The sequence below is a fragment of the Flavobacterium rarum (SeqCode) genome (genome assembly GCF_965234445.1).
In the GTDB taxonomy this organism is placed as follows: domain Bacteria; phylum Bacteroidota; class Bacteroidia; order Flavobacteriales; family Flavobacteriaceae; genus Flavobacterium; species Flavobacterium rarum.
In genome coordinates, this window is sequence record NZ_OZ248501.1 from 80,977 (window position 1) to 99,253 (window position 18,277).

Consider the following 18,277-nt stretch of genomic DNA (forward strand, 5'->3'; position numbering starts at 1 on the left):
AATTTTCAGATACTTTCATGTGCAAAAAAGGCTGTTTTAGATTGAATTGCCTATTTTATTAAGATAATGATTTGTCATTTAAACCATTTATAAAAAGATTATAGTTAAGCATCATTTTATTGTATTGCTATGATTTTGTCGTTTTTTTTAAAATAATATGGAACATGGTTAGATTTTAACAATACTATTCTCGAGATAGTTTTTGTATAAAGTTTCAGGTAAATTTTATTAATTTATTAAATGTATAAAAGTTTATTTATTGCTTATTTATAGGAAGTTAGTTCTAAAATTACTACATTCACAAAGGATTAAATTTGTTCTTAAATTAATTGTTGAGTTTTCACGTAATTTAAAAAAATAATTATCATGCGTAAAATATTACTAATAGAAGATAATGAGGGTGATATTTTTTTAATAAAAGAAGCTTTGCGTGAATCTAAATTTCAAGGAGAAATAATTGAAATTAAAGATGGAGAAGCTGCCATTGATTACTTTATTAAAGAAGATGCTTGTCTAAAATCACTTTCAGTTGACTTAATTTTACTGGATATAAATCTGCCAAAAAAAAATGGTCATGAAGTACTTTACTTTATAAAAAACTCTTGTTGCTTAAAACATATTCCTGTGGTAATGCTAACAACTTCTTCATTGAAAAACGATATTAAACAAGCGTATGATAATAATGTAAATTCATATATTACTAAACCATCAGACACTGAGGAGTATCAGGCATTAATTGCACATGTTTTAAATTATTGGTTTTTCATATCGCAAGTTTAAATTAGTTAATAAATAAATTTATAATTTTTGATTAAAATGATATTATCTTTAACTAAAAAGGCTATGGTCTAAAAAAATATTGATTTTTCAAATTTTTTTACCACAGATTTATTGGATTGAAAAGATTTTATCTGTGAATTGTAAAAAATCTGTGCTAATCTGTGCTAATCTGTGGCTAAAAATTTACATACATTTATTAGACTAGACCCATTTAAAACTTGATATTTTTAAATAATGGAAAATAATCAACAAAAATACAAAGTTGTTTTAAGCAATTCAGTATCAGCTGTGTTGTTCACTACTCTCGATGGAGAAATTCTCGAAGTTAATCAAGCCGCCGTATCCATGTTTGGTTACAATCAGGAAGAATTTGTTAAATTATCCAGAAAGGATATCATTGACCAAACAGATGAAATTTTACCAAAACTCCTTGTCGAACGTACTCTAAAAGGTACCGTAAAAGGAGAATTGAAAGGCATCAGAAAAAATGGCGAAAAATTCCCTTTACGTTTTTCATCTACGATATTTGAAGATGATGATGGAATGGAATATTGTTATAATTCAATACTAGATATTTCAGATCGAAAAAAATCAGAGCAAGAAATGGCACTGATGATTAACAATACGGAGGAAGCTTTTGTTTTATTAGATGTCAATTTGTGCGTCATTTCATTTAACACACAATTTCAAAATGTAGGGAAACGATATTTTGGTTTTGATATAAAAAATGGCGATTATTTATTAGATTATGCCCAGAAAACTCAATTGCAAGCACTCCAAGAGTTTTACGCTGTAGTTCTAAAAGGTACAAAACGTAAAAAAGGATTAGAAATCATTGATGATGAAGGAAATGTAAAATACTTTAGCCTTACTTACACGCCAACAATAGATGAAGATTCCAAGGTTACAGGCATTTTTATAAGTTCTCGAGATATAACAGAAGAAACCTTGAGCCAACTCGCAATCAAAGAAACCGAATCTGAGTTGGAAAAAATTATGAACTCTTCTTTAGACGTGATCTGTACAATTGATATTGAGGGTAATTTTGTTAAAATAAGTAATGCTTCCGAAAAAGTTTGGGGTTTTATGCCTGATGAACTAGTTGGGAAAAAATTTATTGAATATGTTCATCCTGAAGATGTTGATGAGTCAAAAAATGTCTTCCTTGAAGTAATTGCCGGTTTTGAACAAACCAATTTTCAGAATAGATATATTAAAAAAGACAGAACAATAGTTCCTATAATCTGGTCCGCCAAATGGGATGATACTGAAAAAATAATGTATTGTATTGCTAAAGACGGCACCGAGAAAGAAAAACAAGAAACCACAATAATTGAATCCAGAAAACTCTATAAAAATCTTTTCGAAAGCAGCCCTGCTCCTATGTTTGTTTTTGATTTTGAAACCTTACAAATTATTGATTGCAATAAAGAAACCCTTCTAAAATATGGTTATACCAAGGAAGAGTTTTTGGACTTAACTTTAAAAGATATAATTCTACCAGAAGATAGAACAGAAATTGAGAAATTAGTATTCGATGAAGCTACTGATGGTCAAAATCATCAACATGTTTGGCGTCACCAAAAAAAGAATGGTGATATCATGTTTATGGAAATTAATGGTCATTTTATTACTTACAATGATAGGAAAATGTCTTTGGTTATACTAATTGACATTACAGAAAAGTTAAAAATCGAGGAACAAAGAGAATTTGAAAAAAGGGATAAAGAAGCTTTAATCAACAGTACCAATGATTTAATATGGAGTGTAAATAAAAATTTTAAATTGTTGGCTGCCAATCAAGCATTTGTAAAAAACTTGGAGCAAAATATAGGTGTCGCAATCAAAGTAGGCGATGATCTATTAATCGAAAATGTCTATCCCAAGGCTTATCTTGATTTTTGGAAAAGTAACTACACAAGAGCTTTGAATGGAGAATCATTTATTGAAGAAGTAAAAAGTCCTTCGGATACAGAACAGACAGAAGTTTGGTATGATATTACTTTTAATCCAATTTATAAAGAAGTAGAAATAGTTGGTATTGCATGCTACGCCCGAAATATAACCGAAAATAAAAAGATTAAACAAGAGCTAATCAATTCAGAAGAGAAATATCGTTTACTATTTTATAGCAGTCCATTGCCAAATTGGATCTATGATACAGAAACTTTAAACATAGTTGATGTTAACGAAGCTGCTATTACTCATTATGGTTATAGTAAGGAGGAATTTTTATCGATGAATCATAAAGATCTGAGAACAGAAGATGACTTTTTTAAACGACAAGAATCAATTAATGAGAAAATGAAAAGTCCAGGAGATTCAATCCCAAGCCTGTTTACACACCAAAAAAAAAATGGAGAATTAATTCAAGTAGAAGTTTCAGGACACAGTATATTCAATAATGGAAAAAAAAGTAGAATTGTAGTTTGCAATGATGTAACAAAACGTGAAAATGCATTATACGCATTAAAGGACAGAGAAGTAAAATTGATAAATGCACAACAAATAGCCAAACTAGGATATTGGCAAAGAAATATTGATGATAAAACTCTGTTTTGGTCATCAGAAGTGTATGAAATTTTAGGGGTAAATAAAACCTTAAAACCAAGTTTTGAACTGCTTATTTCAGCCATTCATCCTGAAGATGTTGATTCTTTTATGAAGGAACAAAACGATTTGCTTTTTGATAAAAAAAATATGGATATCGAGCACCGAATTATTCTCAATGATGGCTCCATAAAATGGGTTCACCAAAAGGGGAAACTACAAAAAGGGGCTGAAAGAAAAAACATTTTGTTAGACGGAACGATTCAAGATATAACAGAACGAAAAAAAACAGAAGAAAAATTAAAAGAAAGTATTCAGCGTTACGAAAATGTCACCAAAGCAACCTCTGATGCAATTTGGGATTGGGATGTATTCACTAATAAAGTGTTATGGGGTGAAACATTTAATCATTTATTTGGGAAGATGAATGATGAAACACTATCGGAGGTACAAAAAATTAAAAAACGTTTGCATCCCGATGAAGTAGAATTAATTATTCAGAGTGCAAAATTAGCTATAAAAAGTCATGATTTGAACTGGTCATACGAACATAGGTTTCTTAAAGCCGATGGAAGTTATGCCCATGTTTTGAATAAGGTGTTGATTATAAGAGATTCTAGTGAAAGAGCAATTCGTGTAATTGGCGCAATGCAGGATATAAGTGATCGAAAAAAATCAGAAGAAATTACACGAAAATCAAACGAGCGTTTTGAATTGATAGGAAAGGCTGCAAATGATGCCATTTGGGAATGGGATTTTGCAACCAATATAGGTTGGAGTAATCTTACTCATCAACAAATGTTTGGTTTAACATTGGAAGATTCAATACCAGAAAGAGAGGAATGGGTAAGTCGCTTGCACGAAAGTGAAAGAGAAAACGTCTTGCAAAGTTTTCAGGATACTATCAATGCTAAAAGCGAAATTTTTTACAGCGAATATCAATTAAGGACAGAAAATAAAGGCTGGATAAGCATTTCCGACCGGACTTATATTGAATATGATGCATTTGGCAAAATGAAAAGGAAGATTGGTAGCATGTCCGACATCACAAAACGGAAACAAGAGGAACAGCTATTAAAGTTAATGAGTTCTGTCATAACCAATACAAACGACGCGGTTTTAATTACGGAAGCAGAGCCCTTTGATGAACCTGGACCGAAGATTATATATGTAAACGAAGCTTTTACCAAAATGACAGGTTATTCTTCAGATGAGGTAATAGGTAAAACGCCACGAATTCTACAAGGTCCAAAATCGGACAAAAATGAATTAGCACGTTTGCGAAAAGCACTTGAAAATTGGGAGCCATGCGAAGTAACAACTATTAATTACAAAAAGAACGGTGAAGAATTCTGGATTAATTTTACAATTAGTCCAGTTGCAGATGCCACAGGTTGGTATACTCATTGGATCTCTATTGAAAGAGACATAACAATACGTAAAAATGAAGAACTGCAAATTGAACTTATTAACAATATTAGCAAGGTATTCCAAGAATCAATTCAACTGCATGAAACATTAGATAGAACTTTAAATTATGTTATTGATTTTGGAGGTTTCTGTTTTGCAGAGGTTTGGTTGACTACAACAGACAAAAATATTATTAATAGAGTTAGTAGCAGTTCTGAAAACGAAAACATAAAGTCGTTTCTATCCAAAACAGGTACTGTAGATGCTTTTATTGATGAAAATGGAATTGTAAAGATAGCCGCAAAAACCAAAGAATTACTTATATGGGAGGATCTCTCTAGTGAAAAAGATTTTAAACTAGGAAAAGCTGCAGAAAAAATTGGTTTAAAAACAATAATGGCTTTGCCGCTACTTTATAATGATGCTATTATTGGAGTTCTTACTTTTGGTCTTGATTATGCTATTTTGGATACTGGTAAATATAGATCGTTGTTAAATTCTCTTGCCAATTATTTGGCACCAGAAATAAAACGAAAACAATTGGAACAAGAATTAAATCAATTGTTCAATTTTGCACCAGATATAATAGCAATAGCAGGCCTAGATGGTTATTTCAAAAAAATTAATCCTATAGCAAGCGAACTTTTAGGTTATACCGAAGAGGAGTTATATGCAGAACCATTTATAAACTTTATTCACCCTGATGACAGGAATAAATCGTCTGAGGAATTAGCAAAATTGCCGGAGATTAAACAAACCTTTTACTTTGAAAATAGGTATATTACAAAATCAGGTAGTATAAAATGGCTGGCATGGAATGCTGTTTATGCGTTAGAAGAAAATAATATTTATGCAGTTGCTAAAGATGTTACAGAAAAAAAAGAATTAGAAGATTTATTACAAAAAGCCAACGAACTAGCAAGAATTGGCGGCTGGGAAGTTGACTTTGAAAAAAATACTGTTTTTTGGTCTGATATTACTAAAGAAATACATGAAGTTGAGACTGAATTTGTTCCTGATATGCAAACTGCGCTCAGTTTCTATAAAAAAGGAAAAAGCAAAAGAAGCATTGGTAGCTATTTTAAGAGTGCATATAAAACTGGAAAAGCATGGGATGATGAATTCCAAATTATAACCGGCAAAGGCAATGAACGCTGGATACGAATGATTGGTGAAGTAGAAAATGGAAATAACAATAGAATTTATGGTAGTTTTCAGGATATAGATGAAAGAAAAAAAGCTGAGGAGAAAATTAAAAGTAGCGAAGAAAGACGTAAATTAATAATGAATGCAGCATTGGACGCTATCATTTGTATTGATAAAGAGGGAAGAATTACTTTTTGGAATCCTCAAGCAGAACGGATATTTGGCTGGATGGCAAGCGAAGTAATAGGTGAAATACTTTCCAAACTGATTATTCCGGAATACTATCGGGATATGCATGATAGCGGTATGGATAATTATTTAAATACGGGTAATGGATCGGCATTGAATGTGCTACTGCAATTATCAGCAATCCGAAGAAGTGGTGAAGAGTTTCCAATTGAATTAACAGTTTTGCCAATAAAACAAGATGGTGAAGAATTCTTTTGTGCTTTTATGAGAGATATATCTGAGCGAAAAAGTTATGAAACCAAATTAATTGCGTTAAATGAAGATTTAAAAAAGCAAAAAGCAGAACTTGTTGTTTCTAATTATGAGTTAGAACAGTTTGCTTATATTGCTTCTCACGATTTGCAGGAACCATTAAGGATGGTTACTAGTTTTCTTACGTTATTAAACAAAAAATATGGAGCCAATTTTGATGAAACAGCTACTGTTTACATTGACTTTGCAGTGGATGGTGCTAAAAGAATGAAGGAGCTTATTTTAGATCTTTTAGAATATTCAAGAGTTGGAAAGTCTTCTGAAATTGAAGAATTTATTGATCTTAATGTTTTGATAACAGAAATAAAAATACTTTTTCGAAAACAAATTGAAGAAATTAATGCTGAAATAATTGTAATGGAGCAACTCCCGCTTATAAAATCTCCTAAATCACCTTTGTTTCAATTGTTTCAAAACTTGATTAGCAATGCTTTAAAATACAGTCGAAAAGATGCCACTCCTACCGTAAAAATATCGTTTGAAACGTATGATGATTATTGGGAGTTTAAAGTAGCAGATAATGGTATCGGAATTAATGAAAATTATTTTGAAAAAATATTTGTTATTTTTCAACGATTACATAATAAAGATGACTACAGTGGTACTGGTATGGGACTGGCTATAACAAAAAAAATAGTTGAATCATTGGGGGGTAAAATTTGGTTAAGTTCAAATGTAAATATTGGAAGTGAATTCTTTTTTACTATTCCCAAAAAGAGTATTTAATTTTGATACTATTATTTTTTGAATTTATCTGTTTTAGCTGATATTTCTTCAATTATCTCATCTAATTCGTAGGCAGAGTTATTTATATATTTGAGAATTTGTTTTATTTCATCTGGATTTGTTTCAATGTTATCCGTAATTAAGTTTACTAATCCCATAATCCTTGAAACTGGTGCTCTCACAATATGTGACTGTATCCATTGAATTTCGGTTAGCTCTTTGTTTCTTATGCTTATGGCTTCCAAATGTTTGAGGTTTTCAGTAATATCATTAATCAGTACCAATTCCGAATTTTTTCCTTTGTAAATAATTGTATTGCTTATAATTTCTACCTGTAAAATTTTTTCATCTTTCTTTTTGTGTTGCACTATTTTATTGAGATATACAGTATTTATTGATTCAGATTTCAGATTTTCATTATTAGAATCGCTTACTAAAATATCATTATAATTCATTTTTTGAAATTCCTCTAACGTATATCCGTAGTGTTTGACAGCTGCATTATTTATTGCTGCAAAATGATCATTTTCTTTATCATAAACCCACATAGGTTGAGGACTTAAATGAAACAAATCTGCGTATTCTCTTTCTGCTTCAACGTTTTTTAAAATGTGCTTATTTCTTTCGATGCTGTAAATAATGCACTTGTGCAAAATCATTCCATTTAAACCGTCTTTTATTAAATAATCGGATGCTCCAAAAGAGATCGACTTTACAGCAAATGAGGAGTCAGAATTACCAGTAAGAACAATTAAAGGAGTTGTGCTATAAAGTAACAATATTTCCTTCATTAAGGATTCTTTGCTCATGTCTGGTAAACTCAGGTCCAGAATTATGATGTCAAGATTGATGTTATTACTTTTTTTAAATTCTTCTACTTGTTTAAAACTATCGCAACGATAAATTTCAAGGTTTAGAAACATTTCTTCTAAGTAGTATTTTGCCAATAAAAAATCACCTAAATTATCTTCTACAATCAAAATTGTGTATAAGTTAACGTCTTTCATCATTTTTATATTGAATAGAATTAAAAAAAATTATTTCTAAAAATACAATTATTATTACTTAAATTTTGTAAATGTTTAAAAAAAAATGAAAAGTGTGCTTCACTAAGTTTCTCAAATTAGTAAAGCATTTCCTTTCATTATACCTCGTTTGTATGATTGGGTTAAAAAGTTATAAATGCATTCGCTAGTTTTAACAGTTTCATAAATTCATTGGGTCTTAAACATTTCCTTTTTCATAAATTGTCTAAATATGTGTTTCTAGCTATAAGTGCAACTGCAAAATTTAATTTTATTTGAGGATTTATTTTGTTTTTACTAACTGGAACTCTAGAAATTTATTTACTTTTAGTTGCAAAGTTGTTAAGTGTTCATGTTAATCAAGGTTTCAAATGTGCCGTTAGGCACTAAATATTGGTAGAAAAATAATTTCATCTGCTTTTTTGTCCCGTAGGGACTAAACAATCTCTATTTATATCTAATTATGTAAAAATGTATAGTCCCTAGGGGACATAGAGAGCATTACAAATTTAATTAACTACCAATATTTAGTGCCTAACGGTATAAAAAATATATTTTTAACTCTTGATTCGCGTTGTTCATTAAAATATAATAGAATTGTAATCTCGATATTAAAATAGTTTAAATTAATTCTAAAATAAATTTCAATTTTAATTGGCTTTATCCTAATAAATGAATGTTTTTTTTAGACACTGATTAGCACAGATTGCACAGAATTTTTTGCAAATCAAAGAAAAAATCTTTTTAGTCCTTTTAATCTGCATCAAAATAGTTAAAAAATCAATTTGTTTTTTTGAACATAGTCTTTTTTTAAAATGGAATTCACTAAAATGCAAGTGTGTTTTAATTATACAATTGCATACCAGACCATTTATATTAACTTTGATTATAATAAACACTATTATTTTGTAAAATCTTCAAGATAGTCTAAAGAAGACTTTGTTGTATCGGATTATTGTAAATTACAAGAAATGTAAAACATAAAAGGCAGTATTAAAAATAAGGAAATTCAATTTCTACAGGTATTAAATCATTTTATTTTCGAAAACTTCTTTTCTGTAAAAACTAAACAATCCACCAGTGAATGTATTAATAAATAGATGACCATCCAATGACAATAAAAGGATACATTTATTCCCTATAGACAAGTCCATTTGGATATTATGAGCCCGTTTTTACAAAAGCGCATAATTGTGTAGATTTATACTTTATCTTAACTCAAAGTGATTCAATAAAACTTCCATACTATATTGTCATAATTGATAAATATTAATCAGTTATGAAGAAAAATCTATTTTTTTGAAGTGATTTAGCCATTTTAATATTAGAAATGATGCCGAATTGCAAAATTATAACCATCACAGCCCTTAACGAGGTATTTATTGTTTATGACATTGCCAAAAAAGTGCGACCAGATGCATTAATCATAAAAAACGACATTACCCCCGAGAAGCTACAACATATGATAATGGAGCTTATGAAAGGAAATCACGACCAGAGTCCAACAGTAAAAAATGCATTAATGAAATAAGGAAAAGGGAGTTAATGATAGAGTACTACAATTGGCAAATACTTTTATATGTATCTAAAGCATTTAGAATAAAAGAGTTAAATACAATCATTCATCTCACTACAAGAGCTTTTTAAAAGCGTATCATTCGAATGAAAAAAACATTTAATGTTACGGATAATAATTGCTTTGTAAAAGAAGTAATAAAACAAGGTTTAATTTTGAAATACAATCTAAAGTTTAATACATTTTGTCTAATAACTGTAAATTTTATTAAATCTATTTTTTATTGTATTACATATTGTATTAAAAATTGTATTTTATTTTGTAATTTAGCGTGAAACATTTGTTAAGAAATGTCCCCATTACTTTTGTAATTTAATGTATAATGTTTCCAAATAAATAGAAAAAGAATGTGTATACTAAAAATTTTTCTCGTTGAAGACGATCTTTTTTTTGGAGAAACGCTAAAATATCATTTACAATTAAATCCAGATTTTGAGGTTCAGCTTTTTCAAACAGGAAAAGATTGTATTAGTAATTTGTATAAAAAACCCAATATAATTTGCTTAGACTTTGGACTTCCAGATATAACGGGAGATAAATTACTGAAGAAAATACAAGAAACCAATGATAAAATTCCAATAATTATCATTAGTGGTCAGGAAGATATTGAAGTGGCCGTAGATTTCTTGAAAGCAGGTGCAAAAGACTATATAGTCAAGAATAATCACACAAAAGATTTACTTTGGAATTCTATTATAAAAATTAAAGAGAATTTAAAGTTGGTTCAAGAAGTTGAGGAATTAAAAGAAAAACTGGAACAAAAATTTAGTTTTGAAAAAACAATTATAGGCCAAAGTGATGGTATCAAATCTGTTTTTAATAAAATAAATAAAGCTATCAATACCAATATAAATGTTTCAATAACTGGAGAAACTGGAACTGGAAAAGAAGTAGTAGCAAAAGCAATTCATTACAACTCGGATAGAAAAAACAAACCTTTTATAGCTGTGAACATGGCTGCTATTCCCAAAGAATTAATTGAGAGTGTTTTTTTTGGTCATGAAAAAGGCGCTTTTACCGGAGCCTCTGAGCGAAGTATTGGAAAATTTGAACAAGCGGATGGAGGAACCATTTTTTTGGATGAAATTGCCGAATTAGATTTTAATCTTCAAAGTAAATTATTGCGTGTTTTACAAGAAAGAGAAGTCGTTCGTTTAGGAGGTACAACTAGAATAAAATTCAATGCTCGATTAATAATTGCTACACATAAAGATTTGTCGCAAGAAGTAAAAAAAGGAAATTTTAGAGAAGATTTGTTTTACAGAATAATTGGCTTGCCTATTGAATTGCCTCCGTTGCGAGAAAGAGGAAATGATATCTTATTACTTGCTAAATTTTTTATTGATTTATTTACCAAAGAAAACAAAATCAAACCCATTTCATTATCTAAAGAAGCAAAACAAAAACTAATAAAATATCCCTTTTATGGAAACATTAGAGAATTAAAATCTGTAATCGATTTAGCCTGTGTAATGTGCGAAGAAAACGAAATTTTGATCGATGATCTTACATTTATTAGTATAAATAATAATGATATATTTCTTTCAGAAGAAAAAACATTAAAGGAGTATACATCCGAAATTATTTTTCATTACCTCAAAAAGAATAATAATGATGTTATTCAAACTGCAAAAAAATTGGATATAGGAAAATCAACTATTTATAATCTAATACAATCTAAAACGGATTAGAACTTATTTAAACACAATACAACAAAAAAAATGTTTCTTATTTTTTATTTCGAATAAGTAAAACCATTATGAAAACGATAAGAATGAATACATAAATGAAACCATTTTGAAAATTTATTTTACCAAAAAAACATTAATTGCAAATAAAATTTTTTAATAAATACGATGAATGAATAACTTTCATGAGTTTTTACAAAAACAAATAGATACGCATTTAACAAAAGATTGTTTAAAAAATGATTTCATGACAGCTTTTTTTAATGCTATTAATGAAAGCTATATTAATTTTGAAAATGATATCAAAATAATTCAGGATTCCCTTGATGAAACAAAAAGTGAGTATGGATTAGTGAATCAAAAAATAATTAAAGAACTTCATGAAAATAAAGAATCTATAAAAAATCTAGATGCAACTCTCTTAGAATTAGACCCGAGTTATGAGGAAGTAAAGAACAATGGAGAATATGATGGTATTCATTTAATTTCTAATTATATAAAAGATAAAATATCAAAAGAAAAAAAAATAAAAAAAAATTACTCTCGAAATATTGAATTATTAAAAACGTTATTGACCAACTTGCAATCTGCAATTTTGGTAGAAAACGAAAATGAGAGACCCATCTTTACTAACCAGTTGTATTGCGATACCTTTTTGCTTTTTTGTCAACCCGAAAATATTGCCAGTAGTGGTTTGTCAAATTTATCCGAAATTTCGGGAGAATTCTTCAAAAACCCTGAATTATTTAAAAGTAGAACAAGGGAAATAATAAAAAATCGAGTTATGGTTACCAATGAACTTCTGGAAACCGTTGATAATCGATTTTTAGAAAGAGATTATATCCCTATTTTTATTAATTCAATACACAAAGGGCATCTTTGGAAGTATAATGATGTTACGCAAAGGATACAAACACAATCCCTTTTGGAACAGAGTGAAATTAGGAGTAATCTAATGATGAACTCCTCTGTAAACGGTATCATTAATGTAAATAGCTTTGGGAAAATTATTTTTTGGAATAATCAAGCCGAAAATATTTTTGGCTGGCAAAAAGAGGAGGTTCTGGGTAAACATTTATCCGAGAATATTTTTTCGGATCAAATTCATATTGACTTACAATCACCTGCGATAGATAATTATTTAAGGACAGGAGACGTTTCCGGATTAAACAAACAGATTGAACTATCTGTCTTTAATAAAATAGGAGATGAATTTCCGATAGAAATTACTATAACTCCCATAAAACAAGGTGATGAAGTCTTTTATTGTTTTTTTATTCAAGATATTTCCGAAAGAAAACAATCTGAATTAAGTCTAAAACATCAAGAAGAAAAATACCGAAACATTATAGCAAATGTAAATTTGGGATTACTCGAAATTGACAATAACGACATTATTCAATATGTAAACCAAACATTTGTATTAATGTCTGGTTATGAAACTAAGGAATTATTAGGAAAAAAGACTTCAGATTTTTTTGATTACAGCAACAGTTTAGATGTTATAAAAACGAATGTTAATAAAAAGGTTCCATCTGCTTCAGAACTATTTCAATATCCAATAATTAACAAAAGAGGCGATTTAAGGTGGTGGGCAATAAGTCGTGCGTTAAATTATGATGACAACGGAAAATTAGTTGGTTCAATTGAAACTCATTTAGACATAACCAAACAAAAACAACTTGAGATTGACCTAGAAAGAGAGAAAACAAAAGCCGAGAATGCTTCTAAGGCCAAAGAGGCTTTCTTGGCCAACATGAGTCATGAAATACGGACACCTCTTAATGCAATTGTAGGTTTTTTGAGGGAATTAGAAAAACAAGACTTAACAGATCTACAAAAAAAACACATTAAAAATAGTACTATTGCATCCAAACATTTGTCGGCTATCATTAATAATATTTTAGATATTTCTAAAATTGAAGCTGGAGAAATGCATCTTGAAGACAATGATTTTTCTATTGAAAACTCGATAAAAAAAATCATAACCGTATTAGGACCAAAAGCAAAGCAGAAAGGAATAAACCTGACAACTTCTATTTCTAGTGATATCTATAAAGTATTAATAGGTGATAGCTTGCGGTTGGAACAAATATTGTTTAATCTGGTGGGAAACTCATTAAAGTTTACTCATAAAGGACAAATTGCTATTCATTGTGAACTAATTTCTGAAACTACTACGTCACAAGAATTAAGTATTTCTGTTTCGGACACAGGGATTGGTATGGATGATTTTTTTATTGACTCTATATTTAGGAAATTTTCCCAGGAAGACAAAGGTATAACCAGAAAGTTTGGAGGCACTGGTTTAGGAATGGCGATTACCAAAGAATTAGTTTTACTTATGAAAGGTGAAATAAAAGTAGAAAGTAAAAAGAACAAAGGCACAACAATACAGATTAATTTTAGGTTTAAAAAAGGAAATAAACAAAATTTACAAAGTCTAGAAACCGATAAAAAACCAATAAAAATAGACAATATATCCATTTTATTAGTCGAAGATAATGAAATGAATAGAATGGTTGCACAGAATTCATTATCCTATTTTAAATGTAAGGTTACCGAAGCAGAAAATGGATTACAAGCATTGGAACTATTAAAGAAAGAAAAATTCGATATTATTCTGATGGATATTCAAATGCCTGAATTGGATGGAATTGAAACCACAAAAATTATAAGAAAAGAATTAAAACTGACTGTACCTATCATTGCATTAACTGCAAATGCATTTAAAAGTGTTATATACAAATGCAAAAGAGTAGGGATGAATGATTACATTACCAAGCCTTTTGAAGAATCAATTTTAATTGAAACAATCGCTAAGCATACTTTTGATACAAATACCGAAATCACAAATCATGAAAATTCATCTACTGAACTACTTTACAATTTAAAGTCACTCCAGGATTTGAGTAAAGGAAATAAAGATTTTGTTACAAAAATGATTACCATCTTTGTAAATCAAATAATAGATACTATAGCAAATATAGACAATGCAATTCTGGAAAATAATTTCAATGAAGTAGCTAGATTGATTCACAAAATAAAGCCAAGTATCGAAAACTTAGCAATTGAATCTATCATAAATGACATTAAATATCTTGAAAAAGCGGATAAATTTAACGGTAAAGACAAAAAACCAATTATAATCATATACGATAAAGTAAAGGAAATTTTGCAAAAAGTAGTACTCAACCTACAAGAAAATGAACTAAACAAATAATTTTTATTCTCTTAAAATTTTTTTAAGCAGTCATTTTTGAAAATTATTTTTTTTTCATTTATTTAAAAATTAGAAGAGATAATTGGTATTTTTTTTGAACCATTATTCTCTAAAAAAAGATTTTTATAAATGGAATTAAGGATTAAAAAAATCAAAAAAAGTAATCTATTTCAGGATTTTTTTCCAAAAAATGGAATTTAAATCAAAATATAAATCAATAACACCTTGTAAATCAGTGAAAAACAAAATTGGTTCGGTTTTGGTGTAGTAAATATTAAATAATTTTATTTACTATGAAAACAGAACACCAATTCAAATTTTTTATTGTTGACGATGATGCGTTTTGTGCTAATGTTTATGAGCAATTTCTAAAAAACATAGGCTATTATGACATTACTTATTACAGTAACGGAAAAGATTGTATTGATAATCTTGACAAAAAGCCAGATATTATATTTTTGGACCATAATATGGACGGTATGAAAGGATTTGAAGTTTTAAAAAAAATAAAACGATACAATCCCAATATTTACGTTGTTATGATTTCTGGACAGGAAAATATTGAAACGGCAGTTGATGCTCTAAAGTACGGTGTCTTTGACTACTTGACAAAAGACAGTTCAGTGAGTACAAAAATTAATGATATTATTGAAAGAATAATTGCTATCAAAGCAGTTATGAGAGAATCAAATCCTTCTATTCTACAAAGAATCCTTTCTTTCTTCTAGTTTTAAACTCAATAGTTTTATGAAAATAATAATTAAAATTTTCCTAGCCTCATTACTTTTTACTTCTTGTAAAACGTACAATTTATTTGAAACAAAAGAATCTGCAATGGATACTGTTGGTTTCTCTTACGAGAAAAATTATCAATACAAAATAAGAAAAGATGATAAAATATCATTGTCGGTTTGGGGAGAAGAAAATTTAAGTGTTGGTTCTGTATATGGAATCTATAACTCAAATGAAGTCTATGGAAAGTGGCTTCTTGTAGATGCAAATGGAAATATTGAAATTCCAAAAATAGGAACTACAAACGTACTTGACAAAACCATTCCAGAGTTAAAAGAAACAATTAAAATAGGACTCCAAAAATGGATTATAAATCCAATAGTTGATGTAAAAGTATTAAACAAAGAAATTACAATTCTAGGCGAAGTAAGAAACCCAAATGTTATTACTGTCGAAAAAGATCAAAATTCACTTTTAGAAATGATAAGTAAATCTGGAGGATTAGAGTTTTATGCCAATTTGAGATCCATAAAAATATTACGTCAAGAAGGAGAAAATGTAAGAGTGACTAATATTGATTTGACAAATCCAAATGACATTCTGAATCGGAATATTCAGCTTCATCCTGGCGATATTGTAATTGTTCCTTCAAAAAAGAACAAAGAGTTTGATAAAAGAATTTCTGTCATTATTCCTTTTACTTCAACTGTCACGGCAGCAGCAATTCTTGTAGGATTGTTTTAATAAAAAATTTAAAATGAACGAAAATATTAGATTATTCAGACCATTATTCAGAGGACTGCCGATTATTCTTTTGGTAATGTTTTTAGCGTTATTATCAGCCGAAAAATATTTGGAGTATGTAACTCCAATGTATCAAAGTACTGCCAAACTAAAATTAGCTGATAATCAAGAGGGTGTTCCTAGTGCCAATACAGTCAAAAATCTGGATGCTTTTACTTCAACAAATAAAATTGCTACCGAAATTGAAGTCTTAAAATCATCCAATTTATTAGAGAAAGCACTTAAAGAATTGCCTTTTAATATTGAAATCTATCGTAAAGGTAAATTCAAATCTGTAGAATTGTTTTACAACTCTCCGATAATTGTAAAAGCGCTATCTAAATCTGATAAAATATATGATAGACGTTTTTCTTTAAATGTTCTTTCAGAATCAAAATTTATTTTTCATAACCCAATTAACAATCAAGATATTGAGGGAGTTTTTGGAAAACCTATTACTATTAATGAGGCTTCATTTTTGATTAGCCTCAATACTGCGTTTATAAAATCTAAAAAAGAAATAAAAATTATTGATTCTTATGAATTTGAATTTTTAAGCGATCAAAAATTGATGGATAAAATAAATCAAAATCTCGATGTTACATCTGTTGATAAAGATGTTCCCGTAGTGCGTATTAATTTTAAAAGTAATGTTCCCGAAAAAACAGCCCTTTTTGTTAATAAACTAGCCGAAACTTATATCAAAGATTATATAGAAACGCGTTATAGAGTTGCAAATGTTACGGTTGATTTTATCAAACAAGAAATTAATAAATCCCGTTATAAACTAAAAGCCTCCGAAAACAATCTCCAAAACTTTAGAGATAGCAAAAATATTATCAATGTTAGGCAAGAATCCGAAACCGATTTGAGAAGAATTGCTCAGTTAAAAATTCAACAAACAAATGTTCGAATGAGTCTGGACGCTATAAAAAACTTAAATAAATACGTCGCCTCTGGCAAAAAAAACTACTTTGACCTCGCCCCAAACTTTGAAGCATTTACTGATTTATTATCCACTGAATTGGTAAAAAAAATGAAAGCATTGCAGTCAGATAAAAAAGATTTACTACTGGTTTATACTCCCGAGCATGAAAAAGTAAAAGTAATTGACGAAAAACTCAAAGACATTATTGATTATCAAATCGAAAGTATCAAGAATAGTGAGAGAGATTTACAAATAAAATATGATGCTCTTTCTAGAGATATAAGCCAGCTAGAATCTGTTTTTGTAGGTTTTCCTGAGAAAGAAAAAAATCTAGAAATTTTGAATAGAGAATTTAATCTTTATGAAAATGCCTATAATATTTTGAATCAAAAACGTATTGAAGCCGAAATTGCAAAATCGGCCAAGATCATTTTTCATAAAATAATTACTCCGGGTGAAGTGCCTAAAAAGCCTTTTTTTCCTATTCGTTCCGTTATTATTATTGTTTCTATATTACTGGGTATGTTTGGTTCAATATTTGTAATTTATCTCATCTATTTCACGCAGGCAAAGGTAAATGATGTTTATACTATTGAAAAAAACAGTTCCATTCCTATTGCTATTACAACTCCTTATTTGCAATCTAAAGAAGAAATTAAAATCAATTTCTTAAAAGATGTGGTACAAATGGAATTGAAAGGAATCATACAAAACAAAAGCATTATAACAATTAGTTCGTATGATGATGCCAAAGATCATTTGTTTCACGTGCACTATTTTGCACATGCCCTTCGTGAACAAGGACGAAATATTTTGATTATAGATGCAACTGGACAATTAAAAAACTCAGTCGAGAATATTGATTATCTGGATTATTCAGATTTGAAGTATTTGAGTTATACTAAAATAGCTTTTGAAAATGAAATCAAAGAGAAAGCTAAAAATTATGATTTATGTATTATCAACAATCAATCCATAAAAGAAGATCGATTAGCCTTACTATTTATGCATATTGCCACAGAAAACTTATTTGTATTAGATAGTAAAAAAACATCAAAAAAAATAATTGTTAGAATAGAATTGCTAAAAGAGGAATATTTAATGCACTCCTTATGGTTCGTTCTTAATAAAGCAAATTACCATCCAAGTATTATGGTAGAGTTAAAAAAACGTTGGACTAAATACAAAAACCACTCTTAGCACTTTGAA

9 protein-coding genes are annotated in these 18,277 nt (G+C 29.0%); 8 read left to right on the top strand and 1 reads right to left on the bottom strand.

The features are described from left to right. Window positions 1-366 precede the first annotated feature (366 nt). Both AC8GF4_RS11205 and AC8GF4_RS11210 read left to right on the top strand, forming a co-directional pair. Window positions 367-780 (top strand): response regulator, encoded by a 414-nt coding sequence (locus AC8GF4_RS11205; RefSeq protein ID WP_506594702.1) that lies wholly within the window; start codon window positions 367-369, stop codon window positions 778-780. Window positions 781-1,014: 234 nt separating this feature from the next. After that, a complete protein-coding gene (locus tag AC8GF4_RS11210; protein WP_506594703.1) occupies window positions 1,015-7,113 on the top strand; it encodes a PAS domain-containing sensor histidine kinase in 6,099 nt (2,032 codons plus the stop codon). A gap of 11 nt (window positions 7,114-7,124) precedes the next feature. Here AC8GF4_RS11210 and AC8GF4_RS11215 read toward each other — a convergent pair whose 3' ends face one another. Beyond that, entirely contained in the window at window positions 7,125-8,123 is a 999-nt protein-coding gene (locus tag AC8GF4_RS11215; protein ID WP_506594705.1) for a response regulator, read from the bottom strand. A 1,345-nt stretch (window positions 8,124-9,468) separates the two neighbouring features. Between AC8GF4_RS11215 and AC8GF4_RS11220 the strand changes: the two genes are divergently transcribed. The 6 genes from AC8GF4_RS11220 to AC8GF4_RS11245 all read left to right on the top strand — a co-directional run bounded on the left by AC8GF4_RS11220 (window position 9,469) and on the right by AC8GF4_RS11245 (window position 18,268). Continuing rightward, window positions 9,469-9,669, top strand: a complete 201-nt coding sequence (locus tag AC8GF4_RS11220) for a hypothetical protein (RefSeq protein ID WP_506594706.1) — start codon at window positions 9,469-9,471, stop codon at window positions 9,667-9,669. Window positions 9,670-10,061: 392 nt separating this feature from the next. Then, window positions 10,062-11,405, top strand: a complete 1,344-nt coding sequence (locus tag AC8GF4_RS11225) for a sigma-54-dependent transcriptional regulator (protein WP_506594707.1) — start codon at window positions 10,062-10,064, stop codon at window positions 11,403-11,405. A gap of 244 nt (window positions 11,406-11,649) precedes the next feature. Then, a complete protein-coding gene (locus AC8GF4_RS11230) occupies window positions 11,650-14,625 on the top strand; it encodes a PAS domain S-box protein (RefSeq protein ID WP_506594708.1) in 2,976 nt (991 codons plus the stop codon). 293 nt (window positions 14,626-14,918) lie between these two features. Continuing rightward, window positions 14,919-15,353, top strand: a complete 435-nt coding sequence (locus AC8GF4_RS11235) for a response regulator (RefSeq protein ID WP_506594709.1) — start codon at window positions 14,919-14,921, stop codon at window positions 15,351-15,353. 19 nt (window positions 15,354-15,372) lie between these two features. Then, window positions 15,373-16,101, top strand: coding sequence for a polysaccharide biosynthesis/export family protein (locus AC8GF4_RS11240; RefSeq protein WP_506594710.1), 729 nt, complete (start codon window positions 15,373-15,375; stop codon window positions 16,099-16,101). 13 nt (window positions 16,102-16,114) lie between these two features. Further along, window positions 16,115-18,268 (top strand): GumC family protein, encoded by a 2,154-nt coding sequence (locus tag AC8GF4_RS11245; protein ID WP_506594711.1) that lies wholly within the window; start codon window positions 16,115-16,117, stop codon window positions 18,266-18,268. The last annotated feature ends 9 nt before the right edge of the window (window positions 18,269-18,277 follow it).